The organism is Paenibacillus sp. E222 (genome assembly GCF_013401555.1).
GTDB lineage: Bacteria > Bacillota > Bacilli > Paenibacillales > Paenibacillaceae > Paenibacillus.
Genome location: NZ_CP058552.1, coordinates 406,065 through 427,478, shown reverse-complemented (window position 1 = coordinate 427,478; position 21,414 = coordinate 406,065). Strand labels below are relative to the sequence as shown.

At 48.4% G+C, this 21,414-nt stretch carries 17 protein-coding genes and 1 pseudogene; 10 read left to right on the top strand and 8 right to left on the bottom strand.

Annotated features, from left to right (window positions below):
- Positions 1-41: 41 nt before the first annotated feature.
- A complete protein-coding gene (locus HW560_RS01825; RefSeq protein WP_179261758.1) occupies positions 42-1,436 on the top strand; it encodes an aminotransferase-like domain-containing protein in 1,395 nt (464 codons plus the stop codon).
- A gap of 83 nt (positions 1,437-1,519) precedes the next feature.
- Here HW560_RS01825 and HW560_RS01820 read toward each other — a convergent pair whose 3' ends face one another.
- Together HW560_RS01820 and HW560_RS01815 are read right to left on the bottom strand one after the other, a co-directional pair.
- The gene (locus HW560_RS01820) at positions 1,520-2,839 is read right to left on the bottom strand and encodes a glutamate-1-semialdehyde 2,1-aminomutase (protein WP_090904320.1); all 1,320 of its coding nucleotides are present in this window, start codon (positions 2,837-2,839) and stop codon (positions 1,520-1,522) included.
- 80 nt (positions 2,840-2,919) lie between these two features.
- The gene (locus HW560_RS01815) at positions 2,920-3,963 is read right to left on the bottom strand and encodes an LCP family protein (RefSeq protein WP_179261756.1); all 1,044 of its coding nucleotides are present in this window, start codon (positions 3,961-3,963) and stop codon (positions 2,920-2,922) included.
- A 203-nt stretch (positions 3,964-4,166) separates the two neighbouring features.
- Here HW560_RS01815 and HW560_RS01810 point away from each other — a divergent pair, with 203 nt between their 5' ends.
- From HW560_RS01810 to bcp, 4 genes are read left to right on the top strand one after another with little or no spacing between them, the layout of a single operon-like run.
- Complete coding sequence (locus tag HW560_RS01810) at positions 4,167-5,213, top strand: ABC transporter ATP-binding protein (RefSeq protein WP_179261754.1); 1,047 nt, start codon at positions 4,167-4,169, stop codon at positions 5,211-5,213.
- Position 5,214: 1 nt separating this feature from the next.
- Entirely contained in the window at positions 5,215-6,009 is a 795-nt protein-coding gene (locus tag HW560_RS01805; RefSeq protein WP_053779604.1) for an ABC transporter permease, read from the top strand.
- Between the two features lie 13 nt (positions 6,010-6,022).
- Entirely contained in the window at positions 6,023-6,799 is a 777-nt protein-coding gene (locus HW560_RS01800) for an ABC transporter permease (RefSeq protein ID WP_175382219.1), read from the top strand.
- Positions 6,800-6,847: 48 nt separating this feature from the next.
- On the top strand, positions 6,848-7,312 hold the full coding sequence (gene bcp, locus HW560_RS01795) for a thioredoxin-dependent thiol peroxidase (protein WP_179261752.1): 465 nt from the start codon (positions 6,848-6,850) through the stop codon (positions 7,310-7,312).
- A gap of 93 nt (positions 7,313-7,405) precedes the next feature.
- On the opposite strand, the gene HW560_RS01790 is transcribed toward bcp, so the two are convergent.
- From HW560_RS01790 to HW560_RS01770, 5 genes are read right to left on the bottom strand one after another with little or no spacing between them, the layout of a single operon-like run.
- Entirely contained in the window at positions 7,406-8,530 is a 1,125-nt protein-coding gene (locus HW560_RS01790; protein ID WP_090904323.1) for a GerAB/ArcD/ProY family transporter, read from the bottom strand.
- Positions 8,531-8,575: 45 nt separating this feature from the next.
- Entirely contained in the window at positions 8,576-9,682 is a 1,107-nt protein-coding gene (locus HW560_RS01785; protein ID WP_090904324.1) for a GerAB/ArcD/ProY family transporter, read from the bottom strand.
- Between the two features lie 20 nt (positions 9,683-9,702).
- Positions 9,703-9,939, bottom strand: coding sequence for a hypothetical protein (locus HW560_RS01780; RefSeq protein WP_090904325.1), 237 nt, complete (start codon positions 9,937-9,939; stop codon positions 9,703-9,705).
- 6 nt (positions 9,940-9,945) lie between these two features.
- On the bottom strand, positions 9,946-11,148 hold the full coding sequence (locus HW560_RS01775) for a Ger(x)C family spore germination protein (RefSeq protein WP_179261750.1): 1,203 nt from the start codon (positions 11,146-11,148) through the stop codon (positions 9,946-9,948).
- An 18-nt stretch (positions 11,149-11,166) separates the two neighbouring features.
- Positions 11,167-12,678 (bottom strand): spore germination protein, encoded by a 1,512-nt coding sequence (locus HW560_RS01770; RefSeq protein WP_179261748.1) that lies wholly within the window; start codon positions 12,676-12,678, stop codon positions 11,167-11,169.
- A 173-nt stretch (positions 12,679-12,851) separates the two neighbouring features.
- Between HW560_RS01770 and HW560_RS34360 the strand changes: the two are divergent.
- A pseudogene (locus HW560_RS34360) lies at positions 12,852-14,161 on the top strand (MFS transporter).
- Positions 14,162-14,312: 151 nt separating this feature from the next.
- Here the strand turns inward: HW560_RS34360 and HW560_RS01755 are convergent.
- On the bottom strand, positions 14,313-14,957 hold the full coding sequence (locus HW560_RS01755; protein ID WP_090904329.1) for a DedA family protein: 645 nt from the start codon (positions 14,955-14,957) through the stop codon (positions 14,313-14,315).
- A 245-nt stretch (positions 14,958-15,202) separates the two neighbouring features.
- On the opposite strand from HW560_RS01755, the gene HW560_RS01750 reads away from it, so the two are divergent.
- The 4 genes from HW560_RS01750 (at position 15,203) to HW560_RS01735 (ending at position 21,140) form a co-directional block, all read left to right on the top strand.
- A complete protein-coding gene (locus HW560_RS01750; protein ID WP_179261742.1) occupies positions 15,203-16,474 on the top strand; it encodes a polysaccharide deacetylase family protein in 1,272 nt (423 codons plus the stop codon).
- A 103-nt stretch (positions 16,475-16,577) separates the two neighbouring features.
- The gene (locus tag HW560_RS01745) at positions 16,578-17,567 is read left to right on the top strand and encodes an AAA family ATPase (protein ID WP_090904331.1); all 990 of its coding nucleotides are present in this window, start codon (positions 16,578-16,580) and stop codon (positions 17,565-17,567) included.
- Positions 17,564-18,790, top strand: coding sequence for a DUF58 domain-containing protein (locus HW560_RS01740; protein ID WP_179261740.1), 1,227 nt, complete (start codon positions 17,564-17,566; stop codon positions 18,788-18,790). Before HW560_RS01745 ends, HW560_RS01740 begins: the two co-directional genes overlap by 4 nt.
- Positions 18,777-21,140 (top strand): DUF4129 domain-containing transglutaminase family protein, encoded by a 2,364-nt coding sequence (locus HW560_RS01735; RefSeq protein ID WP_179261738.1) that lies wholly within the window; start codon positions 18,777-18,779, stop codon positions 21,138-21,140. The genes HW560_RS01740 and HW560_RS01735 overlap by 14 nt, the downstream gene beginning before the upstream one ends.
- Positions 21,141-21,414: the final 274 nt, after the last annotated feature.

Below are 21,414 nucleotides of genomic sequence, written 5' to 3'. Positions count from 1 at the left end.
CACTTAAGGCAATGCTGAAGTCGGAGGAGAGGCAGAATCCAATGAGAAAATACGAGATTATCGCCGAATCACTGAAGGAATGGATTCAGGACCAATTGCGGCAGCAAAACAGTGGACAATGGCAGGATAAAGGCATCAAACTGCCGGCTGTACGTGTTCTGGCTGAGCAATATCAATGTAGTGTGAGTACAGCCATACGCGCGTACGAGTGGCTGGAGGAGCGGCATCTGGTCTACGCGGTGCCCCAGTCCGGGTATTATGCGGTTCAGAATGGAGCCGAGGTGGAGGATGGAGAGTGGCAGGGGCCGCTGGATTTTGCCTCCGCAGCTCCTGATCCGCGAGTGTTCCCGTATTCCGATTTTCGCCATTGTGTGGATGAGGCAATGGCGAAGAAACAGGCCGACCTGTTCTTGTACGGAACGGAGAGAGGCTTGCCTTCCTTGATTGAATTGCTGGAGAAGCAATTCGCCGATTATCAGGTGTTTGCCCGACAGGAACAGTTCTTTATTACGTCAGGGGTACAGCAGGCCCTTGCTGTGCTGGCGCTAATGCCTTTTCCGAATGGGAAAAAGCAGGTGATGCTGGAACTGCCGGGTTATCATAATATGCCTTCGCTTCTACAAGGACTGAATGTACCGATTGCTGGTGTGAGACGCTCGCTGGATGGCCTGGATTGGGAGGCGCTCGAACGACAGTTCCGCGAAGGAGACATCAAATTTTTTTATGTCATGCCGCGTTTTCACAACCCGATTGGGACTTCCCTGACGGCAGCTGAGAAGAAAAAATTGATCCGCCTGGCGCAGCGTTACGATGTCTATCTGGTAGAGGACGATTTCTTGGCTGATCTGGAAGAGAACACAAAGCAGGACCCGTTATGGTCGTATGATACGGAAGGGCGAGTCATTTATCTGAAAAGTTACTCCAAAATCCTGTTTCCCGGCCTGCGGATTGGCGTGGCTATTCTGCCTGCAAGTCTTACTGCATCATTTAGTAAATACAAAAAAATGCTCGACATTGACACAGCGGTATTGTCTCAGGCAGCACTTGAGGTCTACATCCGTAACGGGATGTTTGCTCACCATGGCAAAGTCATCCGCAGCCGCTATGCTGCCCGGATGAACAAATTGTATGAACAGCTTAATGCCTTCCCGGACTTCAGTCCATTTGTGAAAGCACCGCGCACAGGAGGGGAGCATACGGTTCTGCCACTGCCTAAGGATATGCCGCTCAGGGTCTTGCTGTCCCGGTTGGATCAACGTGGAGTCATTGCCGATACAACAGAACGATATTATCCGGAAGGTGCACAGGAGATACATCAGGATAAAATGCTGCGGTTAAATATATCCAATGTTCCAAAGCAGCGGATCAAGGAAGGGCTGCGGATTATCCGTGAGGAAATAGTGAAACTGCAAAAGGCGTCCACACAAGCGGATTAATCGCTTGGGGGACGCCTTATTTCATCAGGTAAATTTCAGTGATGCCTGCTATGATGCGATATGTGAATGGTTTAGATAACCGTTTACGCCTGAGCCATAGCTTTGAAGGAAGCTTCTGCGGCTTCGAGTGTTTCCGCAACATCCTTGTCCGTATGTGCAGTGGTCAGGAACCAGGCTTCATATTTAGAAGGAGCCAGATTAATGCCACGATTTAACATATGACGGAAGAAGGAAGCGAACTGTTCACCATCGGTGTCCTGGGCTTGATCATAGTTCGTAATCGGATGGTCACAGAAGTGAGTGGAAAAGGCACCACGAATTCGGTTAATGGTTAACGCAATGCCATGACGATCCGCAGAAGCCTGAAGGCCTGTTGTCAGATCAATGGCTAGACGTTCCATCTCCGCATATACACCTTCGCCTTGCAGAACCTCCAGACAAGCGATACCCGCAGAGATAGACGCAGGGTTACCAGCCATCGTTCCGGCTTGATAGGCAGGGCCGAGTGGAGCAACCTGCTCCATGACCTGTTTACGACCGCCGTAAGCACCGATTGGCAGACCGCCGCCAATGATTTTGCCAAGTGCAGTCAGATCCGGTTCGATCTCCGCATGATTGTCCAGTCCCGCGTACGTCTGTGTGGAACCATAGTGGAAACGGAAGGCTGTAATGACCTCATCGTAAATGACAAGCGAGCCATTGTCCCGTGTCATGGCACAGAGTCCTTCCAGGAAGCCGGGTTCTGGCATAACCATACCGAAGTTGCCGACAATCGGTTCAACCATAACTGCGGCGACATCATCGCCCCAACGCTCCAGAGCCGCTTTCAGGCTGTCCAGATCGTTGAACGGTACTGTGATGACTTCGTGGGCAATGCTTGTCGGAATGCCTGCACTATCGGGAATACCCAGCGTGGACGGCCCCGAACCTGCTGCCACAAGGACCAGATCGGAGTGACCATGGTAACATCCGGCGAATTTCACAATTTTATTACGTTTGGTGTAGGCACGGGCAACCCGGATGGTAGTCATGACTGCTTCTGTACCGGAGTTTACAAAACGAACCTTGTCCATGGAAGGAATGGCTTCTTTCAGCATTTTGGCGAGCTTGATCTCAAGCTCAGTAGGTGTACCGTACAGCACACCATTTGCTGCTGCCTCGGTAATCGCCTGGGTAATATGAGGATGAGCATGTCCTGTAACAATCGGACCGTAGGCCGCGAGATAATCGATATAACGGTTGTCATCGACATCCCAGAAGTGTGCACCTTGTGCCTTTTTCATAAATACAGGTGCACCGCCTCCCACCGCTTTGAATGAGCGGGAAGGACTGTTGACACCTCCTACAATATGTTGAAGTGCTTCTTCGTATAAAAGCTCGGAACGGGAACGTGATGGATTCATAAGATAACTTCCTTTCATATTAGATCAACAAAACACAGCGAGAGGGCAGCATATGGGCTGCCCTCTTCGTGTGCACTTCATTACTGTGCAGGTTGCTTGGAGTCTTGTTCGTCACCACTTGCCGTTTTGTCTTCGGCTCCGGTAGTACTGCCTTCTTCTTGAACAGGAGGATGAATGATATCTTGAATATATTGCTTGAGTTTTTCCTCGTTGGTTACCGACAGCACCTCAGCTCCACCAGGTGTACGTTCTTCCTTGAGCATTTTCATTGGCGGAATTTGCTCGCTGCCGTTCATGCTGCTCTGATATCCAAGTCCGCCCAGTTTCCACATATCGGAGAGGGTCAGATTGGTATCTACATAAGGATTTACTTCTTCCAGAATGGAAGGTAGTTTGGCAATCGTTGTTGTTGACTGCATTTTCGCTGCTACAGCTTTCAGGAACTCGCGCTGCCGCTCAGAGCGGGCATAATCCGACATGGCATCATGACGGAAGCGAACGTACATGAGAGCTGTATTACCGTCCAAATGCTGGTAGCCTTTTTTTAGATCAATATCGTATTCATTATTGTCCGCTTTACTTGTATAGTGCATGTCCTTCTCTACGTCAAAATCCACACCGCCAACGGCATCCACCAATTTGATGAATCCTTGGAAATCGGTATACACATAATACTGGACAGGGATACCCAGCAGGTCTCCGGCAGCTTTCATTGCCACGTTGGGACCATGGGTAATGGCAGTATTGATGCGTTCCTTGCCATATCCGTCAATGTTGACGTATGTGTCACGCAGAATGGAGAATAGATTAATTTTTTTGGTGAGTGGGTCAAGCGAAACGACCATCATGCTGTCAGAACGAGGGACTTCCCCCTTCTCCAGCCCGCGGGCATCCACACCCATAACGAGAATATTTACCGTCTCGGTGCCTTCCCATTTCGGAGGATCCGGTGTACTTACTTTTTCAACATTTTCGATACCGGCAAACGGCGATTCATCGCCTTCCTTTTGCAAGCCATTCAACTGATTGAGAATAGAACCGAAATAAAATGCCGCAGCGCCTCCAACAATCAGCACGAAGGCGGCAAGAGAAATCCAAATGGTTCTCTTCGTCTTTCTGGTCATGCTAGCTCTCCTTTGTATTCAAAATAAATGAAAATGAGTCCAATTTGATCTAGCCGGGGCTTTCCGTACACGACCTATCTGTGAGATGCAACAGAGGACGCGGCCTCAGACTATTTTTAAAGCTTGCTGAATTTTGACTGATACTATTATAATTTCTTTTTGGGCTACAAGCAATTTCAACAAAATCCAAGTGAGGTATAATCATGCTGGCGATTGATGTCAAAGATTTACGCAAGTCGTTTAGCGTCCAGAAAAGTCGAGGAGGACTTAAGGGCGCATTCCAGGATCTGTTTGCACGTCAATACCAGGAGGTCTTGGCTGTAAATGATATTTCATTTCAAATTCCGCAAGGCGAAATATGCGGATATATTGGGGAGAACGGTGCCGGTAAATCAACAACGATTAAGATGTTGACCGGCATTTTGGTGCCTACTTCAGGGCAAATATCGGTTGGTGGATATGTTCCGTATCAGGAACGTGAGAAGTTTGTACAGAATATTGGTGTCGTTTTTGGTCAACGCAGCCAGCTATGGTGGGATATCGGTGTCATTGAATCATTCCATCTGCTGCGCAAAGTGTATCGAGTAGGTGAGATCGATTTCCGCAAACGTCTGGATGAATTGGTTGAGCGGTTACAGCTTCAGGATCTGCTGAACCGTCCGGTACGTAAGCTCAGTCTTGGACAGCGTATGCGCTGTGAACTGGTCGCTGCGCTGCTGCACAATCCGGATATTGTATTTCTGGATGAGCCAACTATTGGTCTGGATATTGTTGTGAAGTCGGAAATCCGCGAATTCCTGAAAGACATGAATAAGGAACACGGAACAACCATTTTGCTAACAACCCACGATCTGCAGGACATCGAAGCTTTATGTTCAAGAGTTATTATGCTCGATGCGGGCAATATCATTTATGATGGCGGGTTGGATCATCTAAAATCCCAGTGGGGCAAAGAACGGGAAATCCGGTTCAAGTTTGGTACGGCTCACCCTATGGAACAAATGCTGGAATGGACAGCTGCGCTTCCTGTTCGCTGGACGGTGGAGAACGAGCTGTCCGCATCGGTCTGGATTCCACTTGAACTCAACGTGTCTGATGTGCTGGGACGTGTCGTTGGACAGGCAGATATTACCGATATTCAGATTATTGAGATTAACACGGATGAGATCGTGCGCAGTATTTACCAATCCGGTTCCGCCGAGCGTCCCGAGATTGTGGGCGCAAAGAACGAAGCGGTGGGTGTATCCTAACATGAATAGTGCATTTTTTGATTTTATGCGCATCCGGTTCCTGACGATGCTTGCATACCGGGTGAATTATTATTCCGGCATTTTGATATATACGCTGAATATCGGCGTGTATTACTTTACGTGGCAAGCCATTTACGGCAGTAGTGGTGAATTGGGCGGTTTTACGGCAGCTCAGATGACGACATATGTGGCGGTATCGTGGATGGCGCGTGCATTTTATTTTAACAACCTGGACCGGGAAATAGCCGCAGACATTCGGGATGGCTCCATTGCCATTCAATTCATAAGACCGATCAACTATGTCATGGTCAAAATGATGCAGGGGCTGGGCGAAGGTATTTTCCGTTTCCTGCTGCTCATGATTCCTGGAATGCTCATTGCCATTCTGTTGTTCCCGGTTGAACTGCCAACAGCGCCGTCCGCATGGATTGGCTTTCTGGTCATGCTGTTCTTCAGTTTCCTCATTAACTCCCAGATTAATGTCATTACGGGACTGGCCGCATTTTTTGTGGAAAACAATGAAGGTATGATGCGCATGAAACGCGTTGTGGTTGATCTGTTCTCCGGTCTGATCATTCCAATCAGCCTCTATCCGGGCTGGATGTCTGCAGTGATGAAAGTATTGCCTTTTCAGGCCATTACGTATCTGCCTGGCTCGGTTTTCACCGGAAGAGTGGAAGGCACAGGCATCTGGAGCGTACTCGGCATTCAGGTGTTCTGGTTTGTCATATTGCTCATTCCGATGATGCTGATCTGGCGTCAGGCGCGCAAGCGTCTGTTCGTGCAAGGAGGATAACAGAGTGTACTATATGGGTCTGATCTGGGAATATTTAAAAAATTACATGAAAACACGTCTCACGTACCGCGCTGATTTTTGGGTCGAGATCCTTTCGGATTTGCTGTTCCAGGCAACCAATCTGATCTTTATCTTTGTGGTATTCCGGCATACGGATAATTTGGGCGGCTGGAGTGAGAGTGAAGTCCTTTTTGTTTATGGATATTTTATGGTGCCTTACGGCATCTTCAGTTGTTTTATCAATCTGTGGGGGTTCAGTGAACGGTATATTGTCAAAGGCGAGATGGATCGCATATTAACACGACCTGCGCATAACCTGTTCCAGATTTTACTCGAAAATGTGGACCCGCCTGCACTTGTTGGTTCGTTTATCGGTCTGATCATTATGGTCATCAGCGGTGCGGAGATGGGGCTTGTGCTGGAGTGGTGGCATATTCCGGCCCTCATTATTCTTACTCTTAGTTCAGTGTTAATCTATGCAGGAATTTATATCACCTTGACGTCTCTGTCCTTTTATTCGGACGCGCCTACAGGTATCCTGCCATTAATGTACAACATTCAGGGATATGGGCGTTATCCGGTAACCATCTATAATCGTGCAATTCAGGTCCTGTTAACATGGGTCATTCCATTTGCCTTCGTGGGTATTTATCCGGCAGCTCTGTTTCTGGAACGATCCGAAATGCATCGTATGGCGATGCTGACACCTGTGATGGGATTGGTGTTTGGCTCCATCGGTCTTCTGCTATGGAATTATGGTGTGAAGAAGTATCGCGGAGCAGGATCATAAGAGAAGACCTTTGTGAAAGGTAATAGACTAGATTCAGGAGGTAATGAGATGACATTAACCGAAGGGAAACTGGCACCAGACTTTGAGCTTCCGTCCAGTACGGGAGAGACGGTGAAGCTCTCGAATTATCGCGGACAGCGGGTGCTCATATATTTTTACCCGAAAGATATGACTTCTTCCTGCACACAGCAGGCATGTGATTTTCGTGATCGTCATGAGGAGTTCAAGGGGTTAAATACAGTTATTCTGGGCATTAGTATTGATCCGATGAAGCAGCACGACAAATTTATTGCCAAATATGGATTGCCTTTCATTCTGTTATCCGACGAAGAACATCAGGTTGCCGAGCAATACGGCGTATGGCAGCTCAAAAAGATGTATGGCAAGGAATACATGGGCATGGTACGCTCCACGTTTCTCATTGATGAAGAGGGTGTTCTGCTGAAGTCGTGGTTGAAGGTGCGAGTTAAAGGACATATTGAGGCAGCACTTGAGGCTTTACAGCAACTTTAGGAAGGTAAACTTGTCTGCTCTCTATACATCGAATAAATGTTCACTTCATAATAAAGGCTGTGTTCGCGGATTATACCGTGAAGCACAGCCTTTTTATGTGGGCAAGCGTTCTGGATGAGTCTGATTTTTTTTGTTCTTGCCAAAGCGAATGCGATGAACAAGTAACAGCAACAGAGGAATAATAAAACTGCAAGTAATGTCCCAATCCACCCATGCAGGCATGATGGTTTCGATATAAAAAATGACATTGGGGGAAATCAGGATACTCAGTGCAAACATAAGCAAAGATGAAGGGAGAATGAGTGGTTTGTATGTTTTCAACCGAAATAGATGAGCTAGTCCGATAACAAAAGCGAACATGTACAGCAGGCTTTTGAAATAGGTCGCAATTAACCAGGCAGTAGCCATGAAGGCTTCAATACGCTCAAAGAAGTTGCCGATATTAATTTTTTGGGACAGGGTATACGAAATGAAAATGTTATGCTGGGTTAGGAAAGGTCCCACAACCATAATGGAAAACAATAGCAGTACACATAGAAGCAGACCTCCACAGAAAGTGGCAAGCAAGAGGTCTCGTTTAAGGTGTGGCCCTGACATTACATAAGGAAGAATCATGGTAAGCACAAGCAGCTCTCCGAAGGAGGTGAATGATCCTCGAATAACGGTTTCAATCAAATGCACCCAACTTATGCTCAGAAATGGTTTCAAATGCGAGGCGTCTAATTTGGGCATTAACCCCATAAACAGGAAGGCCATAAAAAAAACAACAATGGGGGTTAATAGTTCACTGGTTGCTCCCATGGTATTTAACCCTTTCATTAGGCCCCAGGTTAGGGAACACATGAGCATAATTAAAATGACACGGATGGGGGTTTGGAGATAGATCTGGGTCGTCATGAAGTCTCCAACTTCACGGATACAGATGGCAGCGCCTATTGCGAAATAGAACAGGTAACCAGCAGACAATACTGATCCCATCCATGGACCAAGCAATTTCTTGCAAATTTCGATTAAAGATAGTTCAGGGAATGTTTGGTGCAGCTTGTACAAAATCCATATGATAAACAGACCGATGGGCTGGCTGAGGAAAGAGCATATCCATGCGTCCTGTTTGCCCAAGGTTGTGACTAACGAAGGATAGATCAGAATCATATCCCCAACCATGACAAGAAAGGTAAGCAGGGCAAATTGCCGAATGGTTACTTTTTCTTTTGGCATGGTCTCCAGCCTCCTTCCTGACATAGTAGAACTCCAGGCATTACCTTATCCCGAAGGTTTGTTTTTCCAGCGCTTTTTGAGCATGTGCACCAACAGTAACAGTCCCGGCAATATAATGCTCAATGTGGTATCCCAATCTACCCAATACGGAACGACCGTAATGACGATGAAGGTCAAATTGGGCGAGACCAGATTGGCAAGACCGAATATCAGAAATGTTGCTGGCAGAATAAGTACGCGATACTGCTTGAGCTTAAATAGTTCGGCACATCCCACAATAAATGCGTACATATACACCATCGCTTTAACATACGTGGAGATGAGCCAGGAAGAAGCCATAATGGCTTCAATACGCTCAAAGAAACCACCGATGTTAATCTTCTGAGATAAAATAAAGGAAGCATAGATGTTGTGCTGGGTAAGGAAAGCACCTAGAACAAGCAGAGAGATAGTAACCAATATTGCCAGCAACAAGTTGCCAAGTCCTGCCGCAACAAGAACATCCCGAGTTCGGTGAGCTTGTTTTATCGTATAGGGAACAATCATCATAATGGGGACCAGCTCACCTACCGGATATATGATACTGATGAGAATACCCTGCAGGATGGGAACGACGCCGGTATCTGTTGCAGGCTTCAAATTGCTGGGATCAACCTGAGGGAGCAGACAGAATGCAAGGACGAGAATAAACACGATCAGAATAGGCATCAGCAGTTCACTGCTTCTCCCCATCGTTTCCAATCCATGGTACAATCCCCAGCCAACTGTAATGACAAACATCAGAATGATGACGCGAATGGGGGTGTACTGAAAGATTTGGGAGGTGAGGAAATCTCCGACCTCTCGGGTGTGCGTGGAGGCACCTATTACAAAAAAGAAAAGATAAAATCCGGATACAAGACTGCCTGGCCAAAATCCCAGAATGCTTCGTGAAATCTGAATCAGATTTTCCTCCGGATACAGATTGCACAGCTTTAAAAACATGAGAATGAGGGCCATTCCCAGTGGAACCCCGATAAGAGCACATATCCAGGCATCTTGTTTGGCATAGGATGTGATGACCGAGGGATAGATGAGCATCATATCCCCCACCACCATCATAAAAATGAGGATGGACAATTGTCTTGTTCCGATGCGACCCTGCTCAAGCATAATGTCCCCTCCTTTTTTCCCTAAGTGCCAGTCAAGTGTGCCAGAAATTGATTTACAGGTTCATAGATCCATATGATGAGATAAAGTGGGCTGGGAATTTCCCACAAGTTTGCCGCAAAGACACTTAGAATGGTAGCTAAGAGCAGTAAGGCACTGTAAACAGCTGTTTCTTTCCATTCCTTGCGACGTATTAGACCCGGCACATCAAACCATCCAATGACCCCTGCGGTCACAATGACACTAAGTGTAAGTAACACCCTGTCTCACTCCCTAATTTGATCTTTGAACGAATCATCCAGTGTGCCTACACGTTTGATTTGTACATTGACATCGTAATGGACATCCAGATTTTCCAAATAACTATCCCAATCTTTCTCCACTTTTTTAAAGAACTTTGGATCAGCATGGTAAACCTCTTGCCCGAATCCGAAAATATCAACGTGAAACTTGCGCTGGACCGATTTAATGGACTTTTGCATCAATTCCACAAGCCGTTCCTCACTGTCCCGTTCGAGTTCCTTGAGTACTTTCATTGAACCAATTTTGATTCCGCATTCCACGGCACCTATGGAAGTTACATTTTTGATTTTAATGTTGATTAAAGGGTGATCTGCCACGACTTTTGCTTTCCGTTTGGTCGTTGTACGAAGTGTTTTGAAGGTCACATTTCCACCTTTGCGACAAGGCAGATGGCTGATGGTGGATACAACGTTGTTTCTGATGTAGTTGTATCCCTTGGACTCATCCTCCGTTAGCCACCCTATCAGTTTGTCTCCTTTGAACACGGATAGTCCGGTAGAATTAAGGCTGGCAGGAGACTTAATGGTTGAGATGTTAGCTTGACTTCCACTTTTCTCCGATTGACCAACAACCTCTACACCGGTAATTACAGGCTGTATTCCGGGAGCCAAAATATATTCCATTAATTGATCTCCGGTTACGGTTGTTGTGGGTGACCACGTTTTGGTCGAGACATCCAGTGAATTAAACATCTTTTCCGCAGGGATGTTCTCAAGTGGCGTTAATACGTCAAGCACTTTGGACGCCGTTGTATTTCGTGCAACCATGACGTAATAGTCAGGACGAACCGTAGGCTCACGCATTAATGCTTCTGTGATATCATAAATGCCTACTTTGCGAGCATACTCCTCGCCAATGACCATTATGCGGATATGTGCCATGAATATACGACGGGGGCTAGACTCCGTTAGCTTTTGAATAGCTTCAAATAAGGTAGGCGCAGAAGCCTGATACTGAGTTACAGGCGTTCCTTTACCTCCCCCGGACTTGGAGGATACTTCATTGGGAACAACAACCTGGGCACTCACCTTGATCATATCGCCATCCTTGTCCACACCCAGTCCCAGCATAATGCCGAGTTCATTGAGTTCCTGTCGATCCCAGCATCCGGTAAGGAGAGGGAGCAGAACGACAAAAGATAGTATTAATTGGAACCATTTGTTCATACGCGTTCTCCTTACCGATTATCGCTTCGTTTTTTTGTTCGCTTGTCTAGTTTCGTTCGGAGTTCCGGTAGAGATCGGACGGGTTTTCATCCGGGTCCAAGGCACGCGGAAAATGGTATCTTTGAGATCTTTACCGATGTAAGGCGCGAACGGGGACATGTAAGACACCCCAAAAGATCTTAAACTGCATAGATGGGTTACCGTAATCAGCAGAACCATCAGAATGCCATAGAAACCAAAGGCAGCAGCCAGAATCATCAGGACAAAACGTAGAATCCGTACAGAAATGGAGAGGCCATTTTCCGGAATAACATAACTGGATATCGCTGTAATGGATACGATAATTACCATGGCAGCCGATACAACGCCTGCATCTACTGCGGCTTGACCAATAACAAGGGTTCCTACAATGGAAACGGCCTGACCGACGGTCTTCGGAATCCGGATACCCGCCTCCCGCAAAATTTCATAGGTCAGCTCCATTAAGATGGCTTCAATGAATGCCGGGAATGGTACACCTTCACGCTGTGCTGCCAAACTGATTAACAGGTTGGTAGGCAGCATTTCCTGGTGAAAGGTAGTGATGGCAATATAGAAGGATGGAGCGAGCAGCGCGATAAAGAAGGCCAGATAACGAATCATTCGAATCAATGAGCTAATATCGGCTCGCTGATAGTAATCCTCGGGAGACTGAAAGAAATGTACAAACAAGGCTGGGACAAGCAGTACGAAAGGCGTGCCGTCCACAATGATCGCGACCCTGCCTTCTAGCAGTGCAGCACATACGGCGTCTGGTCGCTCACTGTTATAGACCGTAGGGAAGATTGTACCTGTTTTGTCCTGCACGAGTTCCTCGATATATCCGCTTTCCAGAATAGCGTCAATGTCAATCTCATCAAGTCTGCGCCGCAGTTCTTTTACAACCTCTTGATCGACGATATGCTCCAGATATACAACGGCTATCCTGGTGTTCGTGACTCGGCCAATCTCCCTTTCCTCAATCCAGAGATGAGGGTCTCGAATTCGTTTGCGGATTAACCCGGTATTCGTACGCAAATTTTCATTAAAGCCTTCCATGGGTCCTCGAACAACCGTCTGGGAGATCGGTTCACCAACGGCACGATCTTCCCATCCGGCTGCTGCAATTTTTAGGCCCTGATTGGAACCTTCTAGGAGCACTACGGCAAAGCCCGCCAGAAGCGCATCAAGAACGTCTTTCATTTCATTGATTAATAACACATTGCTGGCCGCCAGCACGTCATTCTGCAGATAGATGAGGTGTTCATTATCTTCCGAAAATTCAGGTATCTCTCGGGTTTGTAACAAGGATTTAAGGATGGAATGATTGATGATCTGTACATCCACCATTCCATCGATGTACAACATGACAGAAGGCCATTTGTGCAGACTTTGCAGTGGACGAACCATCAAGTCTTTGCTATTCCCCATCACTTGGTTGCAGTAATCTATATTTTCCGTAAGATTCGGAGATATTCTCTGATCCTGACTGCTCTGCGATGTTGTACTCATTCCTTCACCCCTTATACACCCTATATTTGCAAATTAGTATGACCTGGATGAATCAGGATTATCACAAAAGTGTTATTGAATCCCACAAAATAAAAAAAGAACATTGTCAATCCTTATAAATTAGAATAATATCTAATTAGATTTATATCTAATATTAGAGAAGAGGATTTGTCATGTTGTTTAGATCTTCCATTCTGGTTCTGCTACAAAAAGAATCGGAGTACCGCAAGTTCTTTGTTGCGGGCTTAGTGAACGGCATAGGCGACCGTTTCTGTCAGGTCGCCATGCTTTCGCTAATTTTTAGCACAACAGGATCTGGACTTGCCGTAGGACTTGCCCTTGGCCTGCGTGTGCTTCCATTTCTGCTGCTTGCCCCGGCAGGAGGTATGTTAACCATGCGCTTCTCACGGCGAAAGATCATGCTGCTTACCAATCTGATAAGGGTGCCATTTGCTCTGAGTTATTTACTTGTAAACAGTGCAGATGATCTGTGGATTTTATATACAGCGAGTACTTTACTAGCTTGTGCTGAGGCTCTCTATGCGCCGGTCCGCAAATCAGGCATACCACTGCTGGTTCAGCCGGAACATTTGCTCAAAATTAACGGACTTGAACAGGTAATGAACGGTACGGTGCTGATCGTGGGTGCCTTTCTTGGGGGATCACCTCATCCGTGCTGGGACCGCAGGCTGCATTTATAACCAATGCGCTGTGTTTCCTGGTGGCAGCTGTTATGATCCGTAAAGTCTCGTTTCCATCCGGAATGAGTACTGAATCAAATGGGATGTCACTTGAACATGTGGAGAAAACATCCGCTGCAGCTTCTGGAAATCCTTCAGTGATTACTCGTGCCAATGGTGCAGTTCATGTTCCTTCGGTGATATGGCGGCTGGTTCGATCGTCTGTAGCATTACAGATCATCATCCTGTTTGAGTTATGGGTACCAGTCATTAACGGGATCGATAATGTATTGATCAGTGTATATGCAATTGAAGTGTTTGCCCTTGGGGATTGGGGTGTAGGTCTGTTCTATGCGGCGCTTGGGACGGGGCTGGTATTAAGCAACTGGTGCTCTCGTTATTTTCAGCATTGGCTGCTTCCGGGAGTAGTCCTGTGTCTGCTCGTGGAAGGGGGATTGCTTATGCTGCTTAGTGTGGCGACTCTGCCAGTGATCGCAGTGCTGATCTATATTCTGCTGGCCCTTATGTCGGGAGTAGGCAATGCTTGTCTGGATACACTTCTGATGCGTGAGACACCTGAGAAATACCGAGGGCTTATCTATGGTTTGGTAACGGCTTGCAGTAGTACCATGCTGGGGTTATCCATGTTTGGTGCGGGTTTGTTATTAGAAGTGGTGGAGCCACGGAAGCTTGGTTTTGCAGGCGGTTTGGGTTTTGCGGGTATTGCTGTTTTGCTTACAACTTATGGGTGGCTAAGGGCGCGTGAGGCTTTTAGGATTAGACGTACCACCAAAGGAACATGAAAAAAGGAGCCGCGATATGCAGCTCCTTATTAATAATAGAAAGGTTAACCCGGAGGTCCCACATCTAATAGGGCAGAAAAACCTCTGCGCTAAATGTGTTTGAATTCAAACTTTGATATCACGATAGATATGTTATTGATTTGATTATTGTTTATTTTTGTCTTTGCCGAATGGCGGCAGGTTTGCGCAACGATCGGGCTGCCCACGCTTTTCGATAACGGTACAGTACGGCTGCAATCAGCAGCAGTCCGATTCCCGCCACGATGTAAGCTGTATATTGATGGGCAAGATGGAACACCGCGTTCCATTGGGGTCCGAATATTTTGCCAATACCCAGGAACAACAACACCCAGAACAGGGCGCCTGAATAGGCATAGAGAGCGAATTTACGAAAGGGAACAGCGGCTATACCCGCGAAATATCCGGTGAAATGTCTCACTCCCGGAATGAAATAACCGATGAAGATCAGGGCATTGCCGTACTTGGCAAACCACTTTTGCGTTTTATCCAGCTTGTCCTGTTTCATCAGAAACCATTTTCCATATCGTGTAATGAACGGCAGACCTGCTTTGGCCCCAATAAAATAAGTGATCGTCATGCCAATCGTCGTTCCCAGAAAAGCAAGGATGGCCAGAATTCCGAAGTCCAGATGTCCCTTGTAGGACAGAAACCCTGCATAGGCCATAGTTGTTTCTCCCGGGAAGGGAAGGGCGATGAATTCCAGCAATAAGCCAAAAAATAAAACGCTGTATCCGTAGGATCCAAACAGATGCTGGACCTTTTCAAGCAATTCCAATAGACTTCACTCTCCTGCAGACAGGGTGGGAGGAGATACGTACTCTCCAAGGCGTTTTGTTCACGATCCTACCTGTCCATTATGCTACCTAATCCGAAGCGAAGAATCAATCACGAGCCATCCCAAATTGTGAAAAATTATAAAACAAAATCGCGTCTTTTTTCAGCGCATCCTCCATATAATTCTAACAAATCTGCTGAAATCTATCAGCAAATTCACTAGAGACGTTGGAGGTCGATTCGTACATGGTAACGCCAATACATACATTATTATCTGGAAAATGGTCTGTGCTAATCCTTCGCATTGTGGTACTGCTGTGTGTATTCGCTGCATCTGCAGGCACAACAACTTACGCTTCCTCTGTATCGGGCTCTGATGCACCCGCCTTCAAAGAAGAGAATACTCAAGACAAGGTAGTCTATTTGAGTTTTGACGATGGACCGGGTAAGCATACCCGTGAAGTATTGGATATTTTGCGCAAGGAGCAGGTTTTGGCTACATTTTTTGTGCTTGGTGAGCAGGCAGAACGTTATCCTGAGATGATCCGTGCGGTTGTGGAAGACGGACATGCTTTGGGCAATCATACGTTTAATCATAATTATGAACAGCTGTACAGTGATTTCAAAGTGTTCTGGAAGCAGATCAAACAGACAGAGGCGGTAGTGGAGCGAATTACCGGATTTCGCCCGAATTTGGTCCGGGCACCGGGCGGTACCTACGGACATTTTGACAAGAGCTATTTTGATCTGCTGAAATTGGGCGGGTACACCGTCATGGACTGGAACGTAGATAGTGGTGATTCCAAACGGAAGGGTGTTCCGGCTAAAGAAATCCTACGCAATGCGACTAAGGTACCTGTCGGGGCAAGTTCGGTCATTGTACTGATGCATGATGGAGGCGCTCATGCCGAGACGGTAAAAGCACTACCTGGCATTATCAAGTATTACCGTGATCAGGGTTTTCGTTTTGACACGATGAAGGCCTCGGATGAGCCTGTTCAATTCCGTATCAATTCCAATGGTAAATACAAGTCTCGCAAAGCCCCGGGTAAGGAATGGATCGCCGAAAATGTACAGGAGAACAGCAACCTGTGGTTGGCTGGCAAGGAACTGAAGGTGGAAATTGGCTTGGCAGCAGCGACGTTGAAGCAAGGAGAATTTCGCGTGGAAGATCAGCGGATCATGGTGCCTTTGCGGACCTTTATGAAAAAGTTCGGTGGCAGCGCTCGCTGGAATGCAGAGACCCGAACAGCTACAGCCATATGGAAAGAACGAACCATCCATGCAGACAGCATCAGCGGCGAACTGACAACGAAGCGTGCAGACCAGATAAAGGACAGGACGACGGAGGGAGTCGTGCAGAGCCAGGGAGGAACGATCTGGGTTCCGCTGCGAGAATTGATGGAGCATATGGGAGTAACTGTTGATTCACTAAAGGCGAATGAAAAGGAATGGATGGTTAAGGCCAGCGTTCCTCTGGCAGCAGCGAACAGCATGTATTTGGATAAATTGATCTGAATAAAGTCGTTCGTGCAGGACTATTCTCTCTACTTCCGGGCAACACTGAATCATAGATTAGTATGGTTCAGGAATGCCGATGGATGGAAGGAGATCAGGAGAAATGTCTTATATCCGAATGGAACATGAACATGCCGTAGAATTGCTGAATAGAGTTATGAAGCGAGTTGAGAGTGTAATCATTGGCAAAAAACAAGAGATTCGTTATGTGTTAACTGCCATGCTTAGTGGAGGTCATGTACTTCTGGAAGATGTACCGGGTACTGGCAAAACGATGCTGGTTCGCGCCGTCGCTTCTGCGCTGGATTGCTCCATGGGACGAATTCAGTTCACGTCGGACGTGATGCCGGCAGATGTGACGGGCACATCGATGTATCATCCGCATACGGGAGAATTCACATTTCGGCCAGGACCGGTCATGTCCAATATTGTTCTGGCTGATGAAATCAATCGCGCTTCCCCCCGTACCCAGTCGGCACTTCTGGAAGCGATGGAGGAACGACGCATTACGGTGGATGGCACAACCTATGCTTTGCCGCGCCCATTCTTTTTGCTGGCGACGCAGAATCCGTTGCAGTTTGAGGGCACCTATCGTCTGCCTGAAGCGCAGCTGGATCGTTTTATCATGAAGATCGGACTGGGGTACCCTGATCCGGAGCAGGAAGTCGAACTGTTAACCCGGATGCAAAGCAGAGAGCTGCTTGATGAACTTCGTCCTGTCATGCTGGCTGAAGAAGTGGTAGCCATGCAGCGTGAAGTAAAACATGTACATGTGGACCCTGTCGTCAAACAGTATCTGGTTGCTGTTGCCGTTGCCTCCAGAAGTCACCCGGCGGTAAGACTCGGAATCAGTCCGCGTGGGACATTGGCCTGGATGGCTGCTGCACAATCGTTTGCTTACCTCCAAGGACGCAGTTATGTCATTCCCGATGATGTGAAAGAGATGGCTGTACCTGTCCTTTCCCATCGCGTTCAATTAAAAGCCCAGAACAGAGCGGAAATCTGGGCACAGGCGCAGGTGATTCAAGAAGCTCTGTCATCGGTCCCTGTACCTGTACAGATGGCGGCACAGGGAAGGGGACGGCGTCAATGACTGCGCTCGGTCAACGGATGTTGGGTGCTGTCCTGGTTGTGGCTTTTGCCTCGTTGTATGTATGGCATGGCGGCAAAGCCGCGCTATTTCTGTCCATTATGGCGGCCTTGATGCTCGCAAGTGCGCTGATTATCCATGTGTTGGGTCCGCGCAATATTAACATTCGCCGGCAAATGCATGCGAATCGGGTTGTGGCAGGCGAAAGAACGCTCGTGGCAGTGGAGCTGAAATTCGACTGTTCGATACCACTGTTATGGATGATTTTGTGTGAGAATACGCCTGCTGGCGTACATCGTAAATTACTATTTCCGGGAACCCGTCGCCAATTTACGTATCAATATGAATTATCGGGTTTGCGCAGAGGTGTATACAGATGGGAGTCAGGCAGATTGTACTGGGGTGATGTTTTCGGGTGGAATACGGTCTCCGCAGAAACGGTGAATCATACCCCGCTCATTGTTGTTCCTCAGGCAGCGGAATGGGGCGAGAATGATCACGGAGAATACTCGGCAATGGGTGAAGATACACTGTCTGAGCGGAGAAGCAGTCAGGGAAATCGCAGCCCTGAGTTCCGGGAATATCAGCAAGGAGACCCGCTGGGACGTGTTCATTGGAAAAGCACAGCCAAAACGGGTAAGCTTCAGACTTTTTTGCCTGAAACCTCCGATTCTGTCTCCCTGGGTATACTGGTGTATGAAGGTGCATCCGGTTATGAAGTACCGCAGTCAGAGAAGAGGGATACGCCTGCTTTTGAACGTGCGGTCCGTGCAGCTGCCCGCTGGATTCATACTGCTGAACGGGATAACATTCCTTATCATCTGTGGACGGAAGGCGGTGGGTCGGGATCTGCTCATCAGGAGAAATGGAAACAGGAACTCCTGCACTCGCCTGAAAACCATGCGTTGGATAAGCTGGCGCAGGCACGAATTGCTACGCCTCAAGCTGTATCTCCGTCGCTTCGCACAGAGATGTTGGATAGAATGGCACTGGGGTCACGAATTGTGATTCTCACTGGCAAAATGGATGAAGCATTGGTGGAGTGGGCAATATGTGCAATCCGTTTGGGATTCAAGGTAGAGGTTCAGTTAACAGATCAAACCATTCGTGACATGGGCAATGAAACTCTGGAACAGCTTCGTCAAAGTGGAGTACAGATCCATTGGCTTACGGACAGCGCTTTACCTCCAATGAGAAAGGTGGAGGTAACGGATGTGGGAGCATAATGGAAACGCTCAAGCGAATTCCACTGTGGCTGACAGGAGGCACACCGCCAGTTTCGGATTAGATTCTTTGCATACCATATATAAAGCGGAAACCAGAACATCTGGAGTAGATTTGAAGAGTCATGGCCACAGTTCCGAACCTGTCCTTTACAGAATCGGTCTTTCTGTCATTTTGCTTATATTGTCCCTGGAGTGGATATATCCGGTTACGTCAACGGGTCAGCAGGGCAGTGAACGATTCTTGTCCGTGATGGCAGGATTAACGGGGGCCTTGCTGCTCGCGGGTTTGCTTCGTACCGGCTGGATCACGGGAATACTGATGAGGCTCTTCATTGCTCTAACCGCATTATGCTGCATGTATGGAAGTAATGACCCTGTCGGTTGGGCGGCTACCTATCCGGCCACGATTTCTACGGATATGGGCAGTTTCATGAGTACATGGCGGTTTCACTCGATTAGTGTGGAGACAAGAGGTCTGCTCATGATGTGCGGTTGGAGCATGCTGATGGCTTCCGTGCAGTCCCTTGTACTGCTGCGACGAAGTGTGATGCTGTTTGGCAGTGCAACATTGGTCTATTTGCTGCTGCTTGAATCTTTTGCCGGGCTCGATGTATATGCTTCGGTGATACGTTCTGTGTTGTGGATTCTGCTCATGCAGGCCATGTTACAGTTGCTTCGCCTTAATGGCGGGGTCACCACACCGATCTTTAAGCAGAGTCCTTACGGTCGTTGGTGTGCGGTAACGCTTGCGGTGTCGGCAGGTATGGTGCTTTTCTCAGCGCTCCCTGGGCAGCTTGCTTCCATTCCTCCACCGGAACGTGTATCCCTTGAGCAGATGGGTGAACGGCTGGCCCGCTGGGCAGGCTATACACAGCAAGGAAGCATTCCTGCTGCAACCGCCGTCACAGGATATAGTACAGCGGATGCACCAATGGGCGCACCTTTGGTGCAGGGAGACACGATCTTTTTTACGGCGAAAAGTCCGGAAGCTACGTATTGGCGGGGCGAGACCCGTTCATATTATAACGGAAGTACCTGGAGTGATCCTGTGCAGAGCTTTGAGACGGCAAGTCCATCCGGATTGGTGCGTGCCGATGGTTGGGAGTACCCGGCCTATTGGCAACGTATTCGTCAAACGGTGACGATGAAGCGAGAGTGGAGAGGACCCAATCCCCTCTTCACAGGTGGAATGCCACTCAATCTGTCGTTTCAGGATAAGAATAGTGATAATCAGAAAAACAAACGTTTACTGCTATCAAATGAAGATTCCGCAACGTTATGGCTCGCGGCTACTTATGACAATCAAACGGTCAAAGGTTATACGGCAGATGTCATGATTCCCGTGGCAACACCTGAACAACTACGCCTTCTGGGGAAGAAGTCCAACATGAAAGATCCGGCGGCAATTCGCAGAACGTATCTGCAGCTACCCACTACGCTTCCCGGACGCGTGCAGGCGCTTGCCAAGGAAATCATTCAGGGAAGTGAGACCCGTTATGATGCCGTGCAAGCCGTAAAGTCGTACCTTGTGGACCACGCCGAATATACACTGGATACCCGTATGCCACCACGCGGAACGGATTTTGTGGACGATTTTCTATTCGTTACACGGCAGGGGTATTGCAATCATTTCTCGACAGCTATGATTGTGCTGCTACGTGCAGAGGGCATTCCGGCACGCTGGGTTAAGGGGTTCGGACCCGGGGAAGCCGATGCGGACGTTTCCGGGCAATACATTGTGACCCAGGGAGATGCACACTCCTGGGTCGAAGTGTATTTCCCCGGCGCAGGCTGGATGCCGTTCGAGGCTACGCCAGGCTTCACCATGACGCAGGGTGAAGGCCAAGATGCCGCTGCGCTCAGCGGGCAGCAGCCCATTGCCGTAACCCCGCCGCAGACGGACGGCGGGGTGGCTCACGCGGGCGCATGGCTGCTCGCCCGCGCACGGGCCATTGCCGCGCACCCATGGCTCGCGGCAGCCCTTGCGGCAGCGGCGCTGCTATGCGCCGCTGGGGCCATCCGCCTGCGGCGGCTTCGCCCCGCGCTGCGGCTAAGGCTGCTGCTGGCGTGGCCGCGCAGCAGCTTTCCGGACCGCGAGCGGCTGCTCAGCGCCGCCGCTCCGGTCTGGGCCGCGCTCGCGCGCCGCTACGGCCCGCGGCCGCCGGGAATGACGCTGCGTGAATATGCAGCGTCACCCGTCGTGGCCGCAGGCGCGGACGGCGCGGACATCGCGCGGTTCGCAGCCGACTGGGAACGGCTGCTGTACGGGCCGGACCGTCCGCTGCGTGCGGACAGTCTGGACTTCCTGCGCCGGGCACTTCAACTGGCCCGGCGTATGCAGGCGCTGTAACATGAAGTACAGTGCAGCCCTTAACATAGACGCCTTTCTCGCCCATAAAGCGAACGAGGCGTCTTTCCGCGATCATACACCGTGAACTTCATGCGGAAGATATCTTTTATTGATAAAATAGAACATCAACCCTTTTCTTATATTTCCGATCGGCAAATGTATAGAATGAAGGCAGGAATATTCGACCAATTACTGTAATCTCAGGCGTTGAATATGCCAAGTTTTGAGATGTCGAAAAAAGGAGTTTCGCCTTTCCTTGACGGTATGTTTTGTC